Origin of the sequence: Ideonella sp. B508-1, from assembly GCF_000333615.1 — a bacterium.
Taxonomy (GTDB): Bacteria; Pseudomonadota; Gammaproteobacteria; order Burkholderiales; family Burkholderiaceae_C; genus Ideonella.
The window spans coordinates 1-16,212 of the sequence record NZ_BADL01000071.1; the positions used below are offsets into that span (position 1 = coordinate 1).

The window sequence follows — 16,212 nt, forward strand, 5'->3', positions numbered from 1 at the left end:
CCAAAGCCGGTTCCGGAAATCCCGTCCACCGGATCGACACGCGGTTGGTTGCTAGCAAAGCGGAAGATTCTACCTTGCCCGCGACATAAATGCAAAAACGCGCGGCCGTCAAGTGTGCAAGGACTTCCACAGCATGTAGCCCGCCAGCCCGTAGAGCACCAGGGCGAACACCCGGCGGAGCTGGGCCACGTCCATGGCGTGGGCGGCCCGGGCGCCCAGCGGCGCCGTGCTCATGCTGGCCAGCACCACCACGCCCAGCGCCGGCAGGTAGAGGTAACCGACGGCCCCGGGCAGGGCGGCCGGCAGGGCCCAGCCGCCCACCAGATAGCCCAGCGTGTTGGACAGGGCGATGGGAAAGCCCAGCGCGGCGCTGGTGGCCACGGCCTGGTGCATGGGCACGTTGCACCAGGTCATGAAGGGCACGCTCAGAAAACCGCCGCCGGCACCCACCAGGCCCGAGACGAAGCCGATGCCAGTGCCCGCAGCCGCCTGGCCGATGGGACCCGGCAGCTCGCGCCCGGGGCGGGGTGGACGGTTGCGCAGCATCTGCGTGGCCGAGAAGCCGACGAAGAGGGCGAAGAACAGGGCCAGGGCCTGCCCCTTCAGCAGCGAGAAGGCGCCCGCTCCTGCCAGCAGGCCGCCGATCACGATGCCGGGGGCGATGCTGGCCACGATGGACCAGCGCACGGCGCCCCGCCGGTGGTGGGCCCGCATGCTGGACAGCGAGGTGAAGAGGATGGTGGCCATCGAGGTGGCGATGGCCATCTTCACCGCCATGTCGCCCGGCACACCGCGGTGGCTGATGATGAGGGTCATGAAGGGCACCAGCACCATGCCGCCGCCGATGCCCAGCAGGCCCGCCAGAAAGCCGCCGTAGGCGCCCAGGCACAGCAGTTCGACGATGAGGCCGGGGCTCATGCCGCGGGCGCGTCCAGCAGGGCCAGCACGGCCTGCCATTCCTGCGGGGTGACCGGGGTGATGGACAGGCGGCTGCCGGGGCGCAGCAGCGCCATGCTCTGCAGGGACGGCTCGGCGCGCATCCGGGCCAGCGGCAGCAGGCGGGTCTTGCGTGTGAGCCGCACATCCACGTTCAGCCAGCGTGGCTTGTCAGCAGTGGATTTCGGATCGAAATACGGGCTGGCCGGGTCGAACTGGGTGGCGTCGGGGTAGGCGCCGCTGGCCACCTCGGCCAGACCGGCCACGCCGGGTTCGGCGCAGGACGAGTGGTAGTACAGCACGCCGTCACCCACCTGCATGGCGTCGCGCATGAAATTGCGGGCCTGGTAGTTGCGCACCCCGGTCCAGGGCACGGTCTGGGCGGGCCGCCGCGCGAGATCGTCGATCGAGCACTCGGCCGGCTCGATCTTCATCAGCCAGTACTGGGACATGGGGAAGGCGGAAGGAGGGTGTCCATCGCAAACCGTGGGCCGCATTCCTGAACCCAGGGGATTCAGGTGGGCGAGGTCAGCAGGGCTTCGGGTTCATCTGACGCGAGACGATCACGCCCGCCCGGCAATGTTCCAAGCCCGGGCTCGCGAGAGCATCGGTTCAAGGAAATATAAAACCCACGCGGATGCGATGGACGAACCCATTCTAGGACCAGCGCTGTGCCGACCGCGAGTCAATTGCCACGGCCACAGTGCGGAATCCGAACGATCTGCGAAGCGGGTTTGTGCTAGAGCAGCTGACCGTCGTCGCCCAGGGTGGCGTCGAGCCGGGAGATCAGGCGATCCATCAGGGCCTCTTCCTCGGGACTCGGCTCGGGGGGCACGGGCGCATGCGTCACTGCGGCCGGTGCCTGGCGCTGTTCGGCCAGCAGGTAGGCCAGGTTCAGCGCGGCCAGCACGGCCATGCGCTCGCGCGCCTTGACCTTGCCGGCATCGCGGATCGCGCTCATCTCCTGGTCCACCCGGCTGACGGCCTGGCGCAGCAGGTCCTCGCCCCCTTCGGGACAGGCCAGCAGGTAGCTCTGACCCAGGATGGTGACTTCCATCTGCTTCATGCGGTGTCACCTCCGGACGAGGTGGGATCGGTGGGCAGGCGGTCGAGCAGGGCCTCGACCCGGGTGCGGGCCGCGGCCAGGCGGGACTTGAGGCTGTCGCGTTCGGCTTGCAGGGCCTGGACCTGCTGGGTCAGCAGGGCGTTGGTGCGAGCAAGCTCCTCGTGCCGCAGCACGAGGCGGTCGATGCGCTCGGCAAGATCCGACAGACGGGTCATGGGCCAGTGCGTGAAACGAGCGGTGAGACGGCCATTGTAGGCACGAGCGCAGGCGCCTCAGGGCGCCGCCGAAGCGGCAGGCACTGCGGGTGCCGCCACGCTGTCGGTGTGACCGCTGCGCAGGGCACGCGCCAGGTCCACCACGGCCATGGCGTAGTAGGCCGACCAGTTGTAGCGGGTGATGACGTAGAAGTTGCGGGTGCCGGCCACATAGCTGGGCGCCTCGCCGCCGTTTTGCAGTTCCACCAGGGCCAGCGGTCCCAGCGCATCGGTGGCATCGGCCGGCAGGATGGCGCCGTGCTCGCGCATCTGGCTGGCGCTGAGGCTGGGATTGATGTCGTTGACCAGCATCAGCGCCTTCTCGCGCACGTCCGCCGGTGGCGTCACGGCCACGGTGGGCACCAGACCGCGCTGCCAGCCGAACTCGGCCAGGTAGTGCGCGACGCTGCCCACCACGTCGTCGCCGTGCGTGTTCAGGTCGATGCGGCCATCACCATCGAAATCCACCGCGTACTTCAGGATGCTGCTGGGCATGAATTGGGGCAGGCCGATGGCGCCGGCGAAGGAGCCCAGCACGCTCTGCGGATCCCGCTTCTCGGCGGCGCACCAGCGCAGGAAGGCGCCCAGTTCGTCCCGGTAGAAGGCCGAACGATCGCTGCGGCCGGTGGGGAAGTCGAAGGACAGCGTGGCCAGCGCGTCGATGACCTTGAAGTTGCCGGTCACACGGCCGTAGAAGGTCTCGACGCCGACGATGGCGGTGACGATTTCCGGCGGCACGCCGTAGCGGGCCTCGGCGCGGGTCAGGGCTTCGGCGTTGTCCTGCCACCAGCGCAGCCCGGCGCCGATGCGCTGCGGCTCGACGAAGCGGGCCCGGTAGGCGGCCCAGTTCTTGGGCGTGCCCGCGGGCGGAGGCATGACCAACTGGGTCACGCGGGGCTGGAAGCGAGCCTGGGCCAGCTGGGCCAGCACCCATTCGGGGTCGAGCTGGTTGGCGGCGGCCAGCGCGCGGCCGAACTGCACCACGTCCTCCCGCTGGCCGTAGATGACCACATCGGGGCTGTCGTCGCTCATCACGGCCGCGGTCTTGGCCGGCGGGCGCTTGGCCGAGGGCGCGCCGGCCAGGGCGGTGGAGGCCAGGGCGGTGGAGGCCAGGCCGGCCAGAGCGAGCAGGGGCAGGGCGCGGCAGGCGCGCCGCAGCAGGACGGAAAGCGGCAGGGTCATGCCGGAGATTATGGGCGCCGTGGGGAGGCGCAGCGCCGTTCCGCGGCCTGGAAGGTCCGCCACCAGGTGGAGAGTGTGGCCGTGGCGGGGCCCGGGGCGTAGCGCTGGCGCTGCAGTGCCTGCAGTGCCGCCACCATGGGGGCGACGGCCTCGCCGTGGCGCTCGGCCAGACGCTGTGCCAGTGCGGCGGGGCTGTCGGCCGGGGTCACGGCCACGTCCCAGCGGGCGAGCCGGCGCGCCAGGCGCCGCTGCAGCCGGGGCCAGGGGGCTTGCCGGCGGCCATCCCACCAGGCCCAGGCCGCCCCGGCCAGGCCCAGGCCGGACAGGCTCAGCACCAGCAGGCGGGCGAGTGCCGCCGCATCCACCTCCGGCCAGCCCCAGTCGCGCAGCAGCTGGAACTGCTGCTGCCGGCCATAGCCCAGCACCCATTGGTTCCAGCGGTTGTCCCAGGTCTCCAGCCAGCGCCGCAGCTGCAGGCGCAGGCCGGGGCTCATGCTGTCCAGCGTGCCCATCACCAGGCCCGGGGCCGGGCGCAGGGCCGTGCTGCGCAGGATGCGGTCGGGCGCCACCGCGGCCGTGGGGTCGGCCCGCAGCCAGCCCAGGCCGTCCTGCCAGTACTCGGCCCAGGCGTGGGCATTGCTCTGTCGCACCACCCAGTAGCCGTCCATCGGCGCCGGGTCCGCCCCCTGGTAGCCGGTGACGATGCGCGCCGGCACGCCCAGGCTGCGCATCACCACCACGAAGGCGCTGGCGTAGTGTTCGCAGAAGCCCAGCTTGCGGTCCATCCAGAACTCGTCGATGGCATCGCCCTCGTAGGGGCCGGGGCTCAGGGTGTAGGCGTAGCCGTCCTCGCGCAGGTGGTGCAGCACGGCCTGGGCCAGGGTCCGGGCATCGGCGTGCAGCAGACCGGGCTGCGCCGCCAGGGCGCGGGCCCAGGCCCGGGTGCGGGGATGTCGGCCCGGCGGCAGGCTGGTCAGTTGCAGGCGGTCCCAGCGGGACAGCACGCCGCCTTGTGGCCGCGCGGGCGCGGCCACGGCGCTCAGGCGCGTGCGCTCGCCCAGCGGGCTGCGCAGGCGCCATTGCAGGCTGTCGTCATCCGGCGCGCGCAGGCCGTCCAGCGGGGGCTCGGCCCGCGGCGGCGTGGTGGCGTAGTCCAGCAGCGGCAGCCAGGCGATGCGCAGCGGCTCCAGCGTCATCTCGTAGCCCAGGCCCGCCGCGGGTGCCAAGGAAGCGGCCACGGGCTGCGGGGTGGGGGCCCGTCGGGGCCAGGGATCGGCCTGCCAGCTCTGGCCGTCGTAGCGGGAGAGCACCGGCCCGCGCAGATAGAGCTGGGACAGGGGCGGCGGCGCGCCCTCGAAGCGCAGGCGCAGCGCCACGCTGTCGTCCTGGGCCAGCTCGGCCACGTCGCCCAGGCGCAGGTGGTCCGACAGACCGGTGCGGGCGCCATCGTCGGGCATGCTCCACAGCGGCGGAATGCGGGGAAAGAGCAGAAAGAGCGCCAGCATCACCGGCAGGCCCAGCAGCGCGGCCCGCAGTGCCGTGCCAGCGGCCTCGCGCAGGGGCGGCCGCCCGGCGGGCATGTGGGCCAGTGTGAGGGCGGTGAGCCAGCCCCAGACCGACAGCAGCATGGCCGCGGCCGACAGCAGGGACTGCGAGTACAGGAACTGCGTCAGCACCAGGAAGAAGCCCAGGAAGAAGACCACCAGCGCGTCGCGCCGGGCCCGCAGCTCCAGGGTCTTCAAGGCCATCAGAACCACCAGCAGCGTGATGCCGGCCTCGCGGCCGAGCAGGGTGTGCTGGTCCCACCAGGTCAGGCCCGCGGCCAGCAGCAGCACCGCCAGCAGCGGCCAGCGGCCGGGCAGGGCCGCGTCCCGCCAGGCCAGCACGGCGCGCCAGGCCAGCACGGCTGCGCACAGCAGGCCCACGCCCACGGGCAGGCGTGCCAGGTGCGGCGCCACCGTCCAGGCGATCAGGCCGAGCATGAAGAAGGTGTCGCGCGCGTCGCGCGGCAGCCGGGCCCAGCGGGAGCGCAGAGCGTTCACCATCGGGCCAGCGCCTGCAGCACGCTGTCGCGGTGGGTGGGGGCCTCGCTCCAGGCCCATTCCCGTCCCGGCAGGCGCAGACCATAAGGCTGCTGGCGGGCCTGGGCTGCCAACACCCAGGCGCACAGGCGGGACAGACGGCGCTCCGCGTCGCCCGGGCCGGCCTGCTGCCAGTCCAGCCACAGGGTGGGCGGCCGGGCGGTGCCGGCGGCCTCGCGGCTGACCAGCTCGCCGCTGCGGGCCACCTTCTTCCAGACCACCCGGTTCAGCGGGTCGCCCCGGCGCCAGGGGCGGATGCCGTCCTGCTCATCGGCCGGGCCGAGGCTGGGCGGCCCGCCCGGGCGGGCTTCGGCGCCGCCCTGGGGCAGGGCCGGCGTGGGGTGTTCCGGCGCGGGGTAGACCCAGGCCTGGGCATCCGGCCGCCACAGGCCCCAGGCGCGGAAGAGCCCGAAGGGGAAACGGGTCTCGATGCGCAGCAGGGGCAGCGGCCAGTGCCCGCGGCCCGGTGCCACCCAGCGCAGGGTCACGCCGGTCTGGGCCTGGGCGGTGGCGTCGAACCACACCGGCGCTGGTGCCGGGGCTTCTTCCGGCTGCAGGCTCAAGGCGATGCCGTGGCGGACGCGGCCGGGGTTGTCCACCCGCACGGCCAGATCCACCGGTTGATCGGCGAACACCGGCGTCAGCGGTGCCAGATGCAGCTGCAGCCCCCGCAAGGTGGCATGGGTCATGTGCATCGACACGATGGCGCTGCCGGCCAGCAGGAAGGTCAGGGCGTAGCCCAGGTTGAGCTGGAAGTTGATGGAGGCCACCAGCAGCAGCAGCAGGGTCAGCCCGAACACCAGGCCCGCCCGGGTGGGCACGATGTAGAGGTTGCGCTGGCGCAGGGTGCAGTGGGGGCTGGGCCGCAGGCGGGCCTGCCACCACTGGCGCCAGCGCCGCTGCAGCGGGGCCAGGGGCTGCATCGCGATGCCTGCCATGCCGCGCTCAGGGCAGGGCCACGGCGTCCAGCATCGCTCGCACCTGCTCGCGCGGGCCACGCCCGGCCGCGGCCACCGGCACCAGGCGGTGGCCCAGGGCCTGGGGCAGCAGGGCCTGAAGATCGTCCGGTGCCACGTGGTCACGGCCTTGCAGCAGGGCGCGGGCCCGCGCCAGCCGCAGGATGCCGATGCCCGCCCGGGGCGACAGGCCCTGGACGAACCAGCGACCGTTGCGGGTGGCGTCGATCAGGGCCTGCAGGTAGTCCAGCAGGGCGTCGGACGCGTGCACGGCATGCACGGCGGCCATGGCTTCGGTCAGATCGTCCGGCTGCATCACCGGCTGGAGGCGGGCCACCACCTTGCGCCGGTCCTCGCCCGCCAGCAGGGCGCGCTCGGAGGCGCGGTCGGGGTAGCCCAGGCTGATGCACATCAGGAAGCGGTCGAGCTGGCTCTCGGGCAGCGGGTAGGTGCCCAACTGCTCGGTCGGGTTCTGGGTGGCGATGACGAAGAAGGGCTGGGGCAGGGGGCGCGTCTTGCCGTCCACGCTGACCTGGTGTTCCTCCATCGCCTCCAGCAGGGCGCTCTGGGTGCGCGGGCCGGCCCGGTTGATCTCGTCGGCCAGGAGCACCTGGGTGAAGAGCGGGCCCGGGTGGAACACGAAGCTGTCGCGCTGGCGCTCGAAGACGCTGACCCCCACCAGGTCACTGGGCAGCAGGTCGGAGGTGAACTGGACGCGGGAGAAGCGCAGGCCCAGCGAGGCGGCCAGGGCATGGGCCAGCGTCGTCTTGCCCACGCCGGGCACATCCTCGATCAGCAGGTGCCCTCCGGCCAGCAGGCAGGCCAGGCTATCCTCCACCTGGGCGGTCTTGCCCGCGATCACGTTGTCGATCTGTCCCTTGAGCTTCGTCAATCGGGCGAGAAGGCTTGTGCTGATCATGAGGGCAGACGATAGCCTACCCGGCCCGGTTTCACTGGCATGCTGGGAATGACCTGTCCCGACCCTGCGCTGGCCCTGTTTCGATGACCACTGCCTACTTCTCCCACCCCGATTGCCGCCTGCACGACATGGGTGCTGGCCACCCCGAGTGCCCCCAGCGGCTCGACGCCATCGAGGATCAGCTCTTGTCCTCCGGCGTGGACGTGGCACTGACCCGCTTCGACGTGCCATTGGCCGCACACAGTGACCTGCTGCTGGCCCACACCGAGGGCTATCTCACCGAGCTGGAGGAGTTCATCCGCCAGGCCATCGACACCGGGGAGCACCGGGCGCTGGACCCGGACACCTATGTCGGTCCGCACACCTGGCAGGCCGCCCTGCGCTCGGCCGGCGCCGCCGTGGCGGCCACCGACGCGGTGATCGACGGCCGTGCCGAGAACGCCTTCTGCGCCATCCGTCCGCCCGGCCACCACGCCACGCGCTCGCAGTCCATGGGCTTTTGCTTCTTCAACAACATCGCGGTGGCGGCCCGCCATGCGCTGGATGTGCGCGGGCTCAAGCGCGTGGCCATCGTCGACTTCGACGTGCACCACGGCAACGGCACCGAAGACATCGTGGCGGGTGACGAGCGCATCCTGATGGTCAGCTTCTTCCAGGACCAGATCTTCCCCTTCACCGGCGGCGTGCCGCTGGGCTCGAACATGGTCAACCTGCCGGTGCCGCCCTACACCCGCGGTGGCGAGGTGCGGGAGATGATCGAGGCCAACTGGATCCCGCGGCTGGAGGAGTTTCGCCCGGAGATGTTCTTCATCTCTGCCGGTTTCGATGCCCACCGCGAGGACGACATGGGTCGCATGGGCCTGGTCGAGGCCGATTTCGAATGGATCACCCGCCGGGTGGTGGAGCTGGCCCGGCGCCATGCCAAGGGCCGCATCGTCTCCTGCCTGGAGGGCGGCTATGCGCTGAGCTCGCTGGCCCGCAGCGTGGTGGCCCATCTGCGCGCGCTGGCCGACGTCTGAGGCCGGCGCTCGCCCTGGGCTGAGGCGACAATCGCGGGCATGAGTTCCGCCCCCGTCATTCCCGTCCTCACCCTCGACGAATTCCTCAGCGCTCTGACGCACCCCAGCGCCCTGATCGAGGGCGCCGTGGTGCTCACCTGCCTGGCCCTGGCCTGGCTGCTGGTGAGGGCGGTGCGTGGCCCCACCGCCCCCGAGCGCTCCATCTGGTACGGCCGGCGCATCGTCGACGGGGTGCTGTTCCCCCTGCTGGCCCTGGGCCTGGCCTACCTGGCCCGGCGGGCCCTGCTGGGCTGGGGCGTGCCGCTGGCAATGTTCAAGATCGTCCTCCCGGTGCTGATCTCCTTTGCCAGCATCCGGCTGTCGGTGCGGGTGCTGACGGTGGCCTTCCCGGGGTCTCACCTGATGCGGGTGGTGGAGCGCACCATCTCCTGGCTGGCCTGGCTGGCGGTGGTGGGCTGGATCACCGGTGTGCTGCCGGAGATGCTCAACGAGCTCGATGACATCCGCTGGAAGCTGGGCAATTCGGTGGTGTCGGTGCGCTCGCTGCTGGAAGGGGCGCTCAGCGTCGGCGTGGTGATGGTCATCACGCTGTGGATCTCGGCGGCACTGGAGACGCAGCTGCTCAAGGGCGCCACGGGTGACCAGCTCTCGCTGCGCATGGCCGGGGCGAACCTGATCCGCACCCTGCTGACCTTCATCGGCCTGCTGCTGGCCATGTCCTCGGCGGGCATCGACCTGTCGGCCTTGTCGGTGCTGGGCGGCGCGGTGGGGGTGGGCCTGGGCTTCGGGCTGCAGAAGCTGGCCTCCAACTACGTCTCGGGCTTCGTCATCCTGGCCGAGCGCTCGGTGCGCATCGGCGACACGGTGCGGGTCGACAACTTCGAGGGCACGATCTCCCGCATCACCACCCGCTACACCGTGATCCGTGCGCTCAATGGGCGCGAGGCCATCGTGCCCAACGAACTGCTGATCACCCAGCGGGTGGAGAACTCCTCGCTGGCCGACCCCAAGGTGCTGGTCTCCACCGTGGTGCAGGTGGGCTATGGCACCGATCTGGATGCGCTGTTCCCGCAGCTCATCGACGCAGTGTCTTCGGTGCGGCGTGTGCTGGACGATCCCAAACCAGGGGTGCAACTGTCCAACTTTGCCGCTGATGGCCTGGAGCTGACGATCACCTTCTGGATCATCGACCCGGAGAACGGCCAGGGCGGGGTGCGCTCCGAGGTGAACCTGGCGATCTGGCGCCTGCTCAACCGCCTGGGGGTGGAGATTCCCTTCCCGCAGCGGGTGGTGCAGATGTTGTCGGCGGCCGAGCCGCCGGCAGCAGGCTGACCGCGGCGCGCCACCCATGAAAAAACCCCGCCGAGGCGGGGTTTTGTTTGGGGGCCGAGGGCCGCTCAGGCCACGCTGACCGGGATCTTGCCGATCTTGGCCTGCCAGGTCTTGGGGCCTTCGATGTGGGCGCTGGTGCCGCCGGCGTCCACCGCCACCGTCACCGGCATGTCGACCACGTCGAACTCGTAGATGGCTTCCATGCCCAGGTCGGCAAAGCCCACCACCTTGGCGGCCTTGATGGCCTTGGAGACCAGGTAGGCCGAGCCGCCCACGGCCATCAGGTAGGCCGACTTGTGCTTCTTGATGGCCTCGATGGCGGCCGGGCCGCGCTCGGCCTTGCCCACCATGGAGATGAGGCCGGTCTTCTCCAGCATCATCTCGGTGAATTTGTCCATGCGGGTGGCGGTGGTGGGGCCGGCCGGGCCGACCACCTCGTCACGCACCGGGTCCACCGGGCCGACGTAGTAGATGACGCGGTTGGTGAAGTCCACCGGCAGCGGCTCGCCCTTGGCCAGCATGTCCTGGATGCGCTTGTGGGCGGCGTCGCGGCCGGTCAGCATCTTGCCGTTGAGCAGCAGGGTCTGGCCGGGCTTCCAGCTGGCCACTTCGTCCTTGGTCAGCGTGTTCAGGTCCACGCGCTTGGACTTGTTGTAGTCCGGTGCCCAGTGCACGTTGGGCCACAGGTCCAGGCTGGGCGGGTCCAGGTAGACCGGGCCCGAGCCGTCCATCACGAAGTGGGCGTGGCGGGTGGCCGCGCAGTTCGGGATCATGGCGATGGGCTTGGAGGCTGCGTGCGTCGGGTAGGTCTTGATCTTGACGTCCAGCACGGTGGTCAGGCCACCCAGGCCCTGGGCGCCAATGCCCAGCGCGTTGACCTTCTCGTACAGCTCGATGCGCAGCTCTTCGAGCTTGTTCTGCGGGCCGCGTTGCAGCAGCTCGTACATGTCGATGTCGTCCATCAGCGACTCTTTGGCCAGCAGGGCGGCCTTTTCCGCCGTGCCGCCCACGCCGATGCCCAGCATGCCGGGCGGGCACCAGCCGGCGCCCATGGTCGGCACGGTCTTGAGCACCCAGTCGACGATGTTGTCGCTCGGGTTGAGCATGTAGACCTTGGACTTGTTCTCGGAGCCGCCGCCCTTGGCCGCCACGGTCACGTCCAGCTTGTCGCCGGGCACCACCTCCATGAAGACCACCGCCGGGGTGTTGTCCTTGGTGTTCTTGCGCTCGAAGATCGGATCGGCCAGCACCGAGGCGCGCAGCTTGTTGTCCGGGTTCAGGTAGCCACGGCGCACGCCTTCGTCGACGGCGTCCTGGATGGAGCCGGGGAAGCCTTCCCACTTCACGTCCATGCCGATCTTCAGGAACACGTTGACGATGCCGGTGTCCTGGCAGATCGGGCGACGGCCTTCCGCGCACATGCGCGAGTTGGTCAGGATCTGGGCGATCGCGTCCTTGGCGGCGGGCGATTCTTCACGCTCGTAGGCGCGCGCCAGATGGGCGATGTAGTCGGCCGGGTGGTAGTAGCTGATGTACTGCAGCGCGCCGGCGACGCTGTCGACCAGATCTTGGTAGCGGATGGTGGTGGTCATGGTGGATGGCTCGGTCGAGTCTTTGCGATGATGGCCGCCAGGGCGGCGGGCTGGCCATGGTCCAATGCCCGGAGCAGAAGCAAGATGGGCCAGGGTCGCAACCCGGCAGTGTAACGACGAGGAGTCAACCCAGCGTGTTCGACGGAATCAAGCGCTTCTTCGCCGCCCCCACCGCCGGGGGCATCGTCCTGGCCCTGGCCACGGTGGCCGCCCTCCTCTTCAGCAATTCGCCCTGGGCGGATCTGTATGTGGCCTTCGACCGGATCCCGGGTGAGGTGCGCATCGGCGCGGACTGGCTGGTGCTGGCCAAGCCGCTGCAGGTCTGGGTCAATGACCTGTGGATGGCGGTGTTCTTCTTCCTGGTCGGGCTGGAGATCAAGCGCGAATTCGTGCATGGCGAGCTGTCGCGCCCGGCCCAGGCCGCACTGCCGGCGGTGGCCGCCCTGGGCGGCATGGCCTTGCCGGCCCTGATCTACGCGGCCATCAACTGGGGCGACCCGGTGGCGCTGCGCGGCTGGGCGATTCCCGCAGCCACCGACATTGCCTTCGCCATCGGCATCGTGATGCTGCTGGGCCCGCGGGTGCCGCCTTCGCTCAAGGTCTTTCTGACCGCCGTGGCCATCATCGACGACCTGGGGGCGATCGTGGTGATCGCGGTCTTCTACACCGCGCATCTGTCACTGCCCATGCTGGGTGCGGCGGCCGCCTGCCTGGTGCTGCTGGCGCTGCTCAACCGGGCCGGTGTGCGGCGGGCCGACGTCTACATCGTGATCGGCCTGGTGATGTGGGTGTGCGTGCTCAAGTCGGGCGTGCACGCCACACTGGCCGGCGTGGCCACGGCCTTGTTCATTCCCAGCGATGGCGAGGATGGCCATTCGCCAGCCGAGGCGCTGGAGCACGGCCTGCACCCCTGGGTCGCCTTTGGGGTGCTGCCGATGTTCGCCTTCGCCAACGCGGGCGTCTCGCTGACCGGGCTGAGCGGGTCCGACCTGCTGCAGCCGGTGTCCCTGGGCATCACCGCCGGCCTGCTGGTGGGCAAGACGCTGGGCGTCTTCGGCTGCGTCTGGGCGATGGTGCGCCTGGGCTGGGCCAGCGCGCCGGCAGGGGCCAGTTGGGGCCAGGTCTTCGGCGTGAGCGTGCTGTGCGGCATTGGCTTCACGATGAGCCTGTTCATCGGCGGCCTGGCCTTCGTCGGCCTGCCGGGCGACCACGACACGCCCGTCAAGCTGGGCGTGCTGTGCGGCTCGGTGCTGTCGGGCGTGCTGGGCGCGCTGCTGCTGGCACACCGCTCCCGCTGAGGCTCAGTGTTCTTCGCCTGCGGCCGGTTTGTGGCCATGACCCAGCAGGCGGTCGGTGGCGGCAATGGCCAGGGCCGACAGCAGGAAGGTCAGGTGGATCAGCGTCTGCCACAGCAGGGTCTTCTCGTCGATGTTGGCCGCGCTGATGAAGGACTTGAGCAGGTGGATCGAGCTGATGCCGATGATGGCGGTGGCCAGCTTCACCTTCAGCACCGAGGCGTTCACATGGTCCAGCCATTCCGGCTGGTCCGGGTGGCCTTCCAGGTTCATGCGTGAGACGAAGGTTTCGTAGCCGCCGACGATGACCATGATCAGCAGGTTGCTGATCATCACCACGTCGATCAGGCCCAGCACCACGAGCATGATCAGGGTTTCGTTGAGCTTGACCTGCCCATCGGCCGGTGGAAGATAGCCCACGCTCTTGACCAGCGTGTCCAGCGCCTGGGTGTTGCCGAAGGCCGCTTCGATCAGGTGGACGAGTTCCACCCAGAAGTGGAAGACGTAGACGGCCTGGGCCAGGATCAGACCCAGGTACAGCGGCAGCTGCAGCCAGCGGCTGGCGAAGATCAGGGCGGGCAGGGGGCGCATGCGCGGCCCCGCGGTTTTCGGGGTGTTCATCGGGTCGGTGACGGCCGCGGTGAAGGGCCGGAAAGGTCGGGGATGGCGGGATTCTAGGGTTGTCCCGCAACGCCGCCATGACGGTGTCATCTGCCGCCAAATTGCTGCAATGCAACAGGATTCAGAGTAAGCCCATCGTCAGACCCGGGGGCCACAGTTGCGCCGAAAGTGCAGTCAGGCACTCGAATCGAGAACACAGGAGACATCACAATGAGCGACGAGCTGAAGATCTACGCCCCCGATCCTGCCGTGGCGGCCCAGGCCCGTGTGTCGGGTATGGCCGCCTACGAGGCGCTCTGCAAGGAAGCGGAAGCCGACTACGAGGGCTTCTGGGCCAAGCGCGCACGTGAACTGATCACCTGGAAGACGCCGTTCACCCAGGTGCTCGACGAGAGCGAGGCGCCGTTCTTCAAGTGGTTCTCCGACGGCACGCTCAATGCCTCCTACAACTGCCTGGACCGCAACATCGAGCGCGGCCTGGGCGACAAGACCGCGCTGATCTTCGAAGCCGACGGCGGCGAGGTCACCAAGGTCAGCTACAGCGAACTGCTGGCGCGCACCTGCCGCATCGCCAATGCGCTGCGGGCCCAGGGCGTCAAGAAGGGCGACCGCGTCGTCATCTACATCGCCATGTCGATCGACGGCGTGGCGGCCATGCAGGCCTGCGCCCGCATCGGCGCCATCCACTCGGTGGTGTTCGGCGGCTTCTCGGCCCAGTCCCTGCGTGATCGCATTGAGGACACCGGTGCCAAGCTGGTCATCACCGCCGACGAGCAGGTGCGTGGCGGCAAGCACTTGCCGCTCAAGGCCATCGTGGACGAGGCCCTGGCCCTGGACGGCTGCGGTGCCATCGAGAAGGTGCTGGTGGTCAAGCGCACCGGCGGTGCGGTGACGATGAAGGAAGGCCGGGACCTGTGGATGGCCGATGCCGTGGCCGGACTGCCCGACAGCTGCGAGCCCGAGTGGGTCGAGGCCGAGCACCCGCTGTTCCTGCTCTACACCAGCGGCTCCACCGGCAAGCCCAAGGGCGTGCAGCACAGCACCGGCGGCTACCTGCTGCATGCGGCGCTCACCACCTCCTGGACCTTCGACCTGCGCGAGGACGACGTCTTCTGGTGCACGGCCGACATCGGCTGGGTCACCGGCCACAGCTACATCACCTACGGCCCGCTGGCCCTGGGCGGCACCGAGATCGTCTTCGAAGGCGTGCCCACCTACCCGGACGCCGGCCGCTTCTGGAAGATGATCCAGGACCACAAGGTCAGCATCTTCTACACCGCGCCCACCGCCATCCGCAGCCTGATCAAGGCCGCTGAGGCCAACGACGCCGTGCATCCCAAGAGCTACGACCTGTCGAGCCTGCGCATCCTGGGCTCGGTGGGCGAGCCGATCAACCCGGCCGCCTGGGAGTGGTACCACCGGCACGTGGGCGGTGGTCGCTGCCCCATCGTGGACACCTTCTGGCAAACCGAGACCGGCGGCCACATGATCACCCCGTTGCCGGGCGCCACGCCGCTGGTGCCGGGCTCCTGCACGCTGCCCTTCCCGGGCATCCAGGCCGCGGTGGTGGACGAGACCGGCAAGGACGTGCCCTGGGGCCAGGGCGGCATCCTGGTGGTCAAGCGTCCCTGGCCCTCGATGATTCGCAACATCTGGGGTGACCCTGAGCGCTTCAAGAAGAGCTACTACCCGGCCGACTTCCAGGGCAAGTACTACCTGGCGGGCGACGGTGCGATCCGCGACCCCAAGACCGGCTACTTCACCATCACCGGCCGCATCGACGACGTGCTGAACGTCTCCGGCCACCGCATGGGCACGATGGAGATCGAATCGGCCCTGGTGAGCTGCACCGAGCTGGTGGCCGAGGCCGCGGTGGTGGGCCGTCCGGACGACACGACCGGCGAGGCCATCTGCGCCTTCGTCGTGCTCAAGCGTCCGCGCCCCACCGGCGACGAGGCCAAGGCGATTGCCAAGCAGCTGCGCGACCATGTGGGCAAGGAGATCGGCCCGATCGCCAAGCCCAAGGACATCCGCTTCGGCGACAACCTGCCCAAGACCCGCTCGGGCAAGATCATGCGCCGCCTGCTGCGCTCGATCGCCAAGGGCGAGGCCATCACCCAGGACACCTCCACGCTGGAGAATCCGGCCATCCTGGACCAGCTGGCGCAGAACAACTGAGCCTAGAGGGCTCAGCAAAAAGCCCCGCGGTGCGGGGCTTTTTTCATGGGGCTGCACAGCGCGCCGGGGTCATTTCTTCTGGGACAGCACCCAGGTGGCCAGCATCTTGGCCTCTTCTGGCGTGACCGGGTTGGCCGGCATGGGCACCGGTCCCCAGCTGCCCGAGCCGCCTTTCTGGATCTTCTCGGCCAGGCGGCTCACGGCATCCTTCTGGCCGGCGTAGCGGGCTGCCACGTCCTGGTAGGACGGTCCCACCAGCTTGCGCTCCACGGCGTGGCAGGCCAGGCAGTTCTTGCTGGTGGCCAGGGCCTGGGCGTTCGGTGCGGCGGCCAGGGCGGCCGATGCGGACAGCCACAGCAGGACGGGCAGCAGCAGTTTCATCACGTCTCCTTCCGGTGCCCCATGGTGAACCCGGGATGGGTGATTTACAGTGGGCAGACCATTCTAGGGATATCAGCCAGGCCGCTGGATCGGGCCCGATCGGCGGCAGGCAAGGAGAACACGATGGCGTTTGTGGTGCTGGGCGTGCTGCTGCTGGTGATGAAGCTCGCCGAGTGGGGGCCGGTGGCCGGCTGGGGCTGGGTCTGGGTGCTGCTGCCCTTCGGCCTGGCACTGGCCTGGTGGGGCTATGCCGACTCGACCGGTCTGACCCGCCGCCGCGCGATGGAGAAGGATGCCGCGCGCAAGGAAGAGCGGCGGCGCCGCAACATCGACGCCATGGGCCTGGGCACCAAGACCTCCCGCCGCAAGTGAGCGGTGAGGGCCCACCCACTGGGGAGCC

At 69.7% G+C, this 16,212-nt stretch carries 16 protein-coding genes; 5 read left to right on the forward strand and 11 right to left on the reverse strand.

Annotated features, from left to right (window positions below):
* Positions 1 to 108 precede the first annotated feature (108 nt).
* From I73_RS03070 to I73_RS03105, 8 genes are all read right to left on the reverse strand, one after another.
* Positions 109 to 918 carry a sulfite exporter TauE/SafE family protein gene (locus I73_RS03070; protein WP_022979275.1) on the reverse strand — a complete coding sequence of 270 codons (810 nt, stop codon included), beginning with the start codon at positions 916 to 918 and terminating at the stop codon, positions 109 to 111.
* Positions 915 to 1,388: an EVE domain-containing protein gene (locus I73_RS03075; RefSeq protein WP_022979276.1), complete on the reverse strand. Its 474-nt coding sequence runs from the start codon at positions 1,386 to 1,388 to the stop codon at positions 915 to 917. The genes I73_RS03070 and I73_RS03075 overlap by 4 nt, the downstream gene beginning before the upstream one ends.
* A 287-nt stretch (positions 1,389 to 1,675) precedes the next feature.
* Positions 1,676 to 2,002, reverse strand: a complete 327-nt coding sequence (locus tag I73_RS03080; RefSeq protein ID WP_022979277.1) for a cell division protein ZapA — start codon at positions 2,000 to 2,002, stop codon at positions 1,676 to 1,678.
* Positions 1,999 to 2,217, reverse strand: coding sequence for a hypothetical protein (locus I73_RS03085; RefSeq protein ID WP_022979278.1), 219 nt, complete (start codon positions 2,215 to 2,217; stop codon positions 1,999 to 2,001). Before I73_RS03085 ends, I73_RS03080 begins: the two co-directional genes overlap by 4 nt.
* Positions 2,218 to 2,274: 57 nt before the next feature.
* On the reverse strand, positions 2,275 to 3,438 hold the full coding sequence (mltB, locus tag I73_RS03090) for a lytic murein transglycosylase B (protein WP_022979279.1): 1,164 nt from the start codon (positions 3,436 to 3,438) through the stop codon (positions 2,275 to 2,277).
* A gap of 8 nt (positions 3,439 to 3,446) precedes the next feature.
* On the reverse strand, positions 3,447 to 5,483 hold the full coding sequence (locus I73_RS25660; RefSeq protein ID WP_022979280.1) for a DUF3488 and transglutaminase-like domain-containing protein: 2,037 nt from the start codon (positions 5,481 to 5,483) through the stop codon (positions 3,447 to 3,449).
* Positions 5,477 to 6,457: a DUF58 domain-containing protein gene (locus I73_RS03100; RefSeq protein ID WP_022979281.1), complete on the reverse strand. Its 981-nt coding sequence runs from the start codon at positions 6,455 to 6,457 to the stop codon at positions 5,477 to 5,479. Before I73_RS03100 ends, I73_RS25660 begins: the two co-directional genes overlap by 7 nt.
* Before the next feature lie 7 nt (positions 6,458 to 6,464).
* The gene (locus I73_RS03105; protein WP_026096251.1) at positions 6,465 to 7,394 is read right to left on the reverse strand and encodes a MoxR family ATPase; all 930 of its coding nucleotides are present in this window, start codon (positions 7,392 to 7,394) and stop codon (positions 6,465 to 6,467) included.
* A gap of 83 nt (positions 7,395 to 7,477) precedes the next feature.
* On the opposite strand from I73_RS03105, the gene I73_RS03110 reads away from it, so the two are divergent.
* Positions 7,478 to 8,413 (forward strand): histone deacetylase family protein, encoded by a 936-nt coding sequence (locus I73_RS03110; protein WP_022979283.1) that lies wholly within the window; start codon positions 7,478 to 7,480, stop codon positions 8,411 to 8,413.
* 39 nt (positions 8,414 to 8,452) lie between these two features.
* Entirely contained in the window at positions 8,453 to 9,745 is a 1,293-nt protein-coding gene (locus tag I73_RS03115; RefSeq protein ID WP_022979284.1) for a mechanosensitive ion channel family protein, read from the forward strand.
* Positions 9,746 to 9,810: 65 nt separating this feature from the next.
* Here the strand turns inward: I73_RS03115 and I73_RS03120 are convergent, their stop codons facing one another.
* Entirely contained in the window at positions 9,811 to 11,337 is a 1,527-nt protein-coding gene (locus tag I73_RS03120) for a fumarate hydratase (protein WP_022979285.1), read from the reverse strand.
* Between the two features lie 134 nt (positions 11,338 to 11,471).
* Here I73_RS03120 and nhaA point away from each other — a divergent pair, with 134 nt between their 5' ends.
* Entirely contained in the window at positions 11,472 to 12,635 is a 1,164-nt protein-coding gene (gene nhaA / locus I73_RS03125) for a Na+/H+ antiporter NhaA (protein WP_022979286.1), read from the forward strand.
* A gap of 3 nt (positions 12,636 to 12,638) precedes the next feature.
* Here the strand turns inward: nhaA and I73_RS03130 are convergent, their stop codons facing one another.
* Positions 12,639 to 13,253 carry a TIGR00645 family protein gene (locus I73_RS03130; protein ID WP_040499466.1) on the reverse strand — a complete coding sequence of 205 codons (615 nt, stop codon included), beginning with the start codon at positions 13,251 to 13,253 and terminating at the stop codon, positions 12,639 to 12,641.
* A gap of 210 nt (positions 13,254 to 13,463) precedes the next feature.
* On the opposite strand from I73_RS03130, the gene acs reads away from it, so the two are divergent.
* Complete coding sequence (acs, locus tag I73_RS03135; RefSeq protein WP_022979288.1) at positions 13,464 to 15,431, forward strand: acetate--CoA ligase; 1,968 nt, start codon at positions 13,464 to 13,466, stop codon at positions 15,429 to 15,431.
* 69 nt (positions 15,432 to 15,500) lie between these two features.
* Here acs and I73_RS03140 read toward each other — a convergent pair whose 3' ends face one another.
* Positions 15,501 to 15,812: a c-type cytochrome gene (locus I73_RS03140; protein ID WP_022979289.1), complete on the reverse strand. Its 312-nt coding sequence runs from the start codon at positions 15,810 to 15,812 to the stop codon at positions 15,501 to 15,503.
* Positions 15,813 to 15,935: 123 nt separating this feature from the next.
* Between I73_RS03140 and I73_RS03145 the strand changes: the two genes are divergently transcribed.
* Positions 15,936 to 16,184: a TIGR04438 family Trp-rich protein gene (locus tag I73_RS03145; RefSeq protein ID WP_022979290.1), complete on the forward strand. Its 249-nt coding sequence runs from the start codon at positions 15,936 to 15,938 to the stop codon at positions 16,182 to 16,184.
* Positions 16,185 to 16,212: the final 28 nt, after the last annotated feature.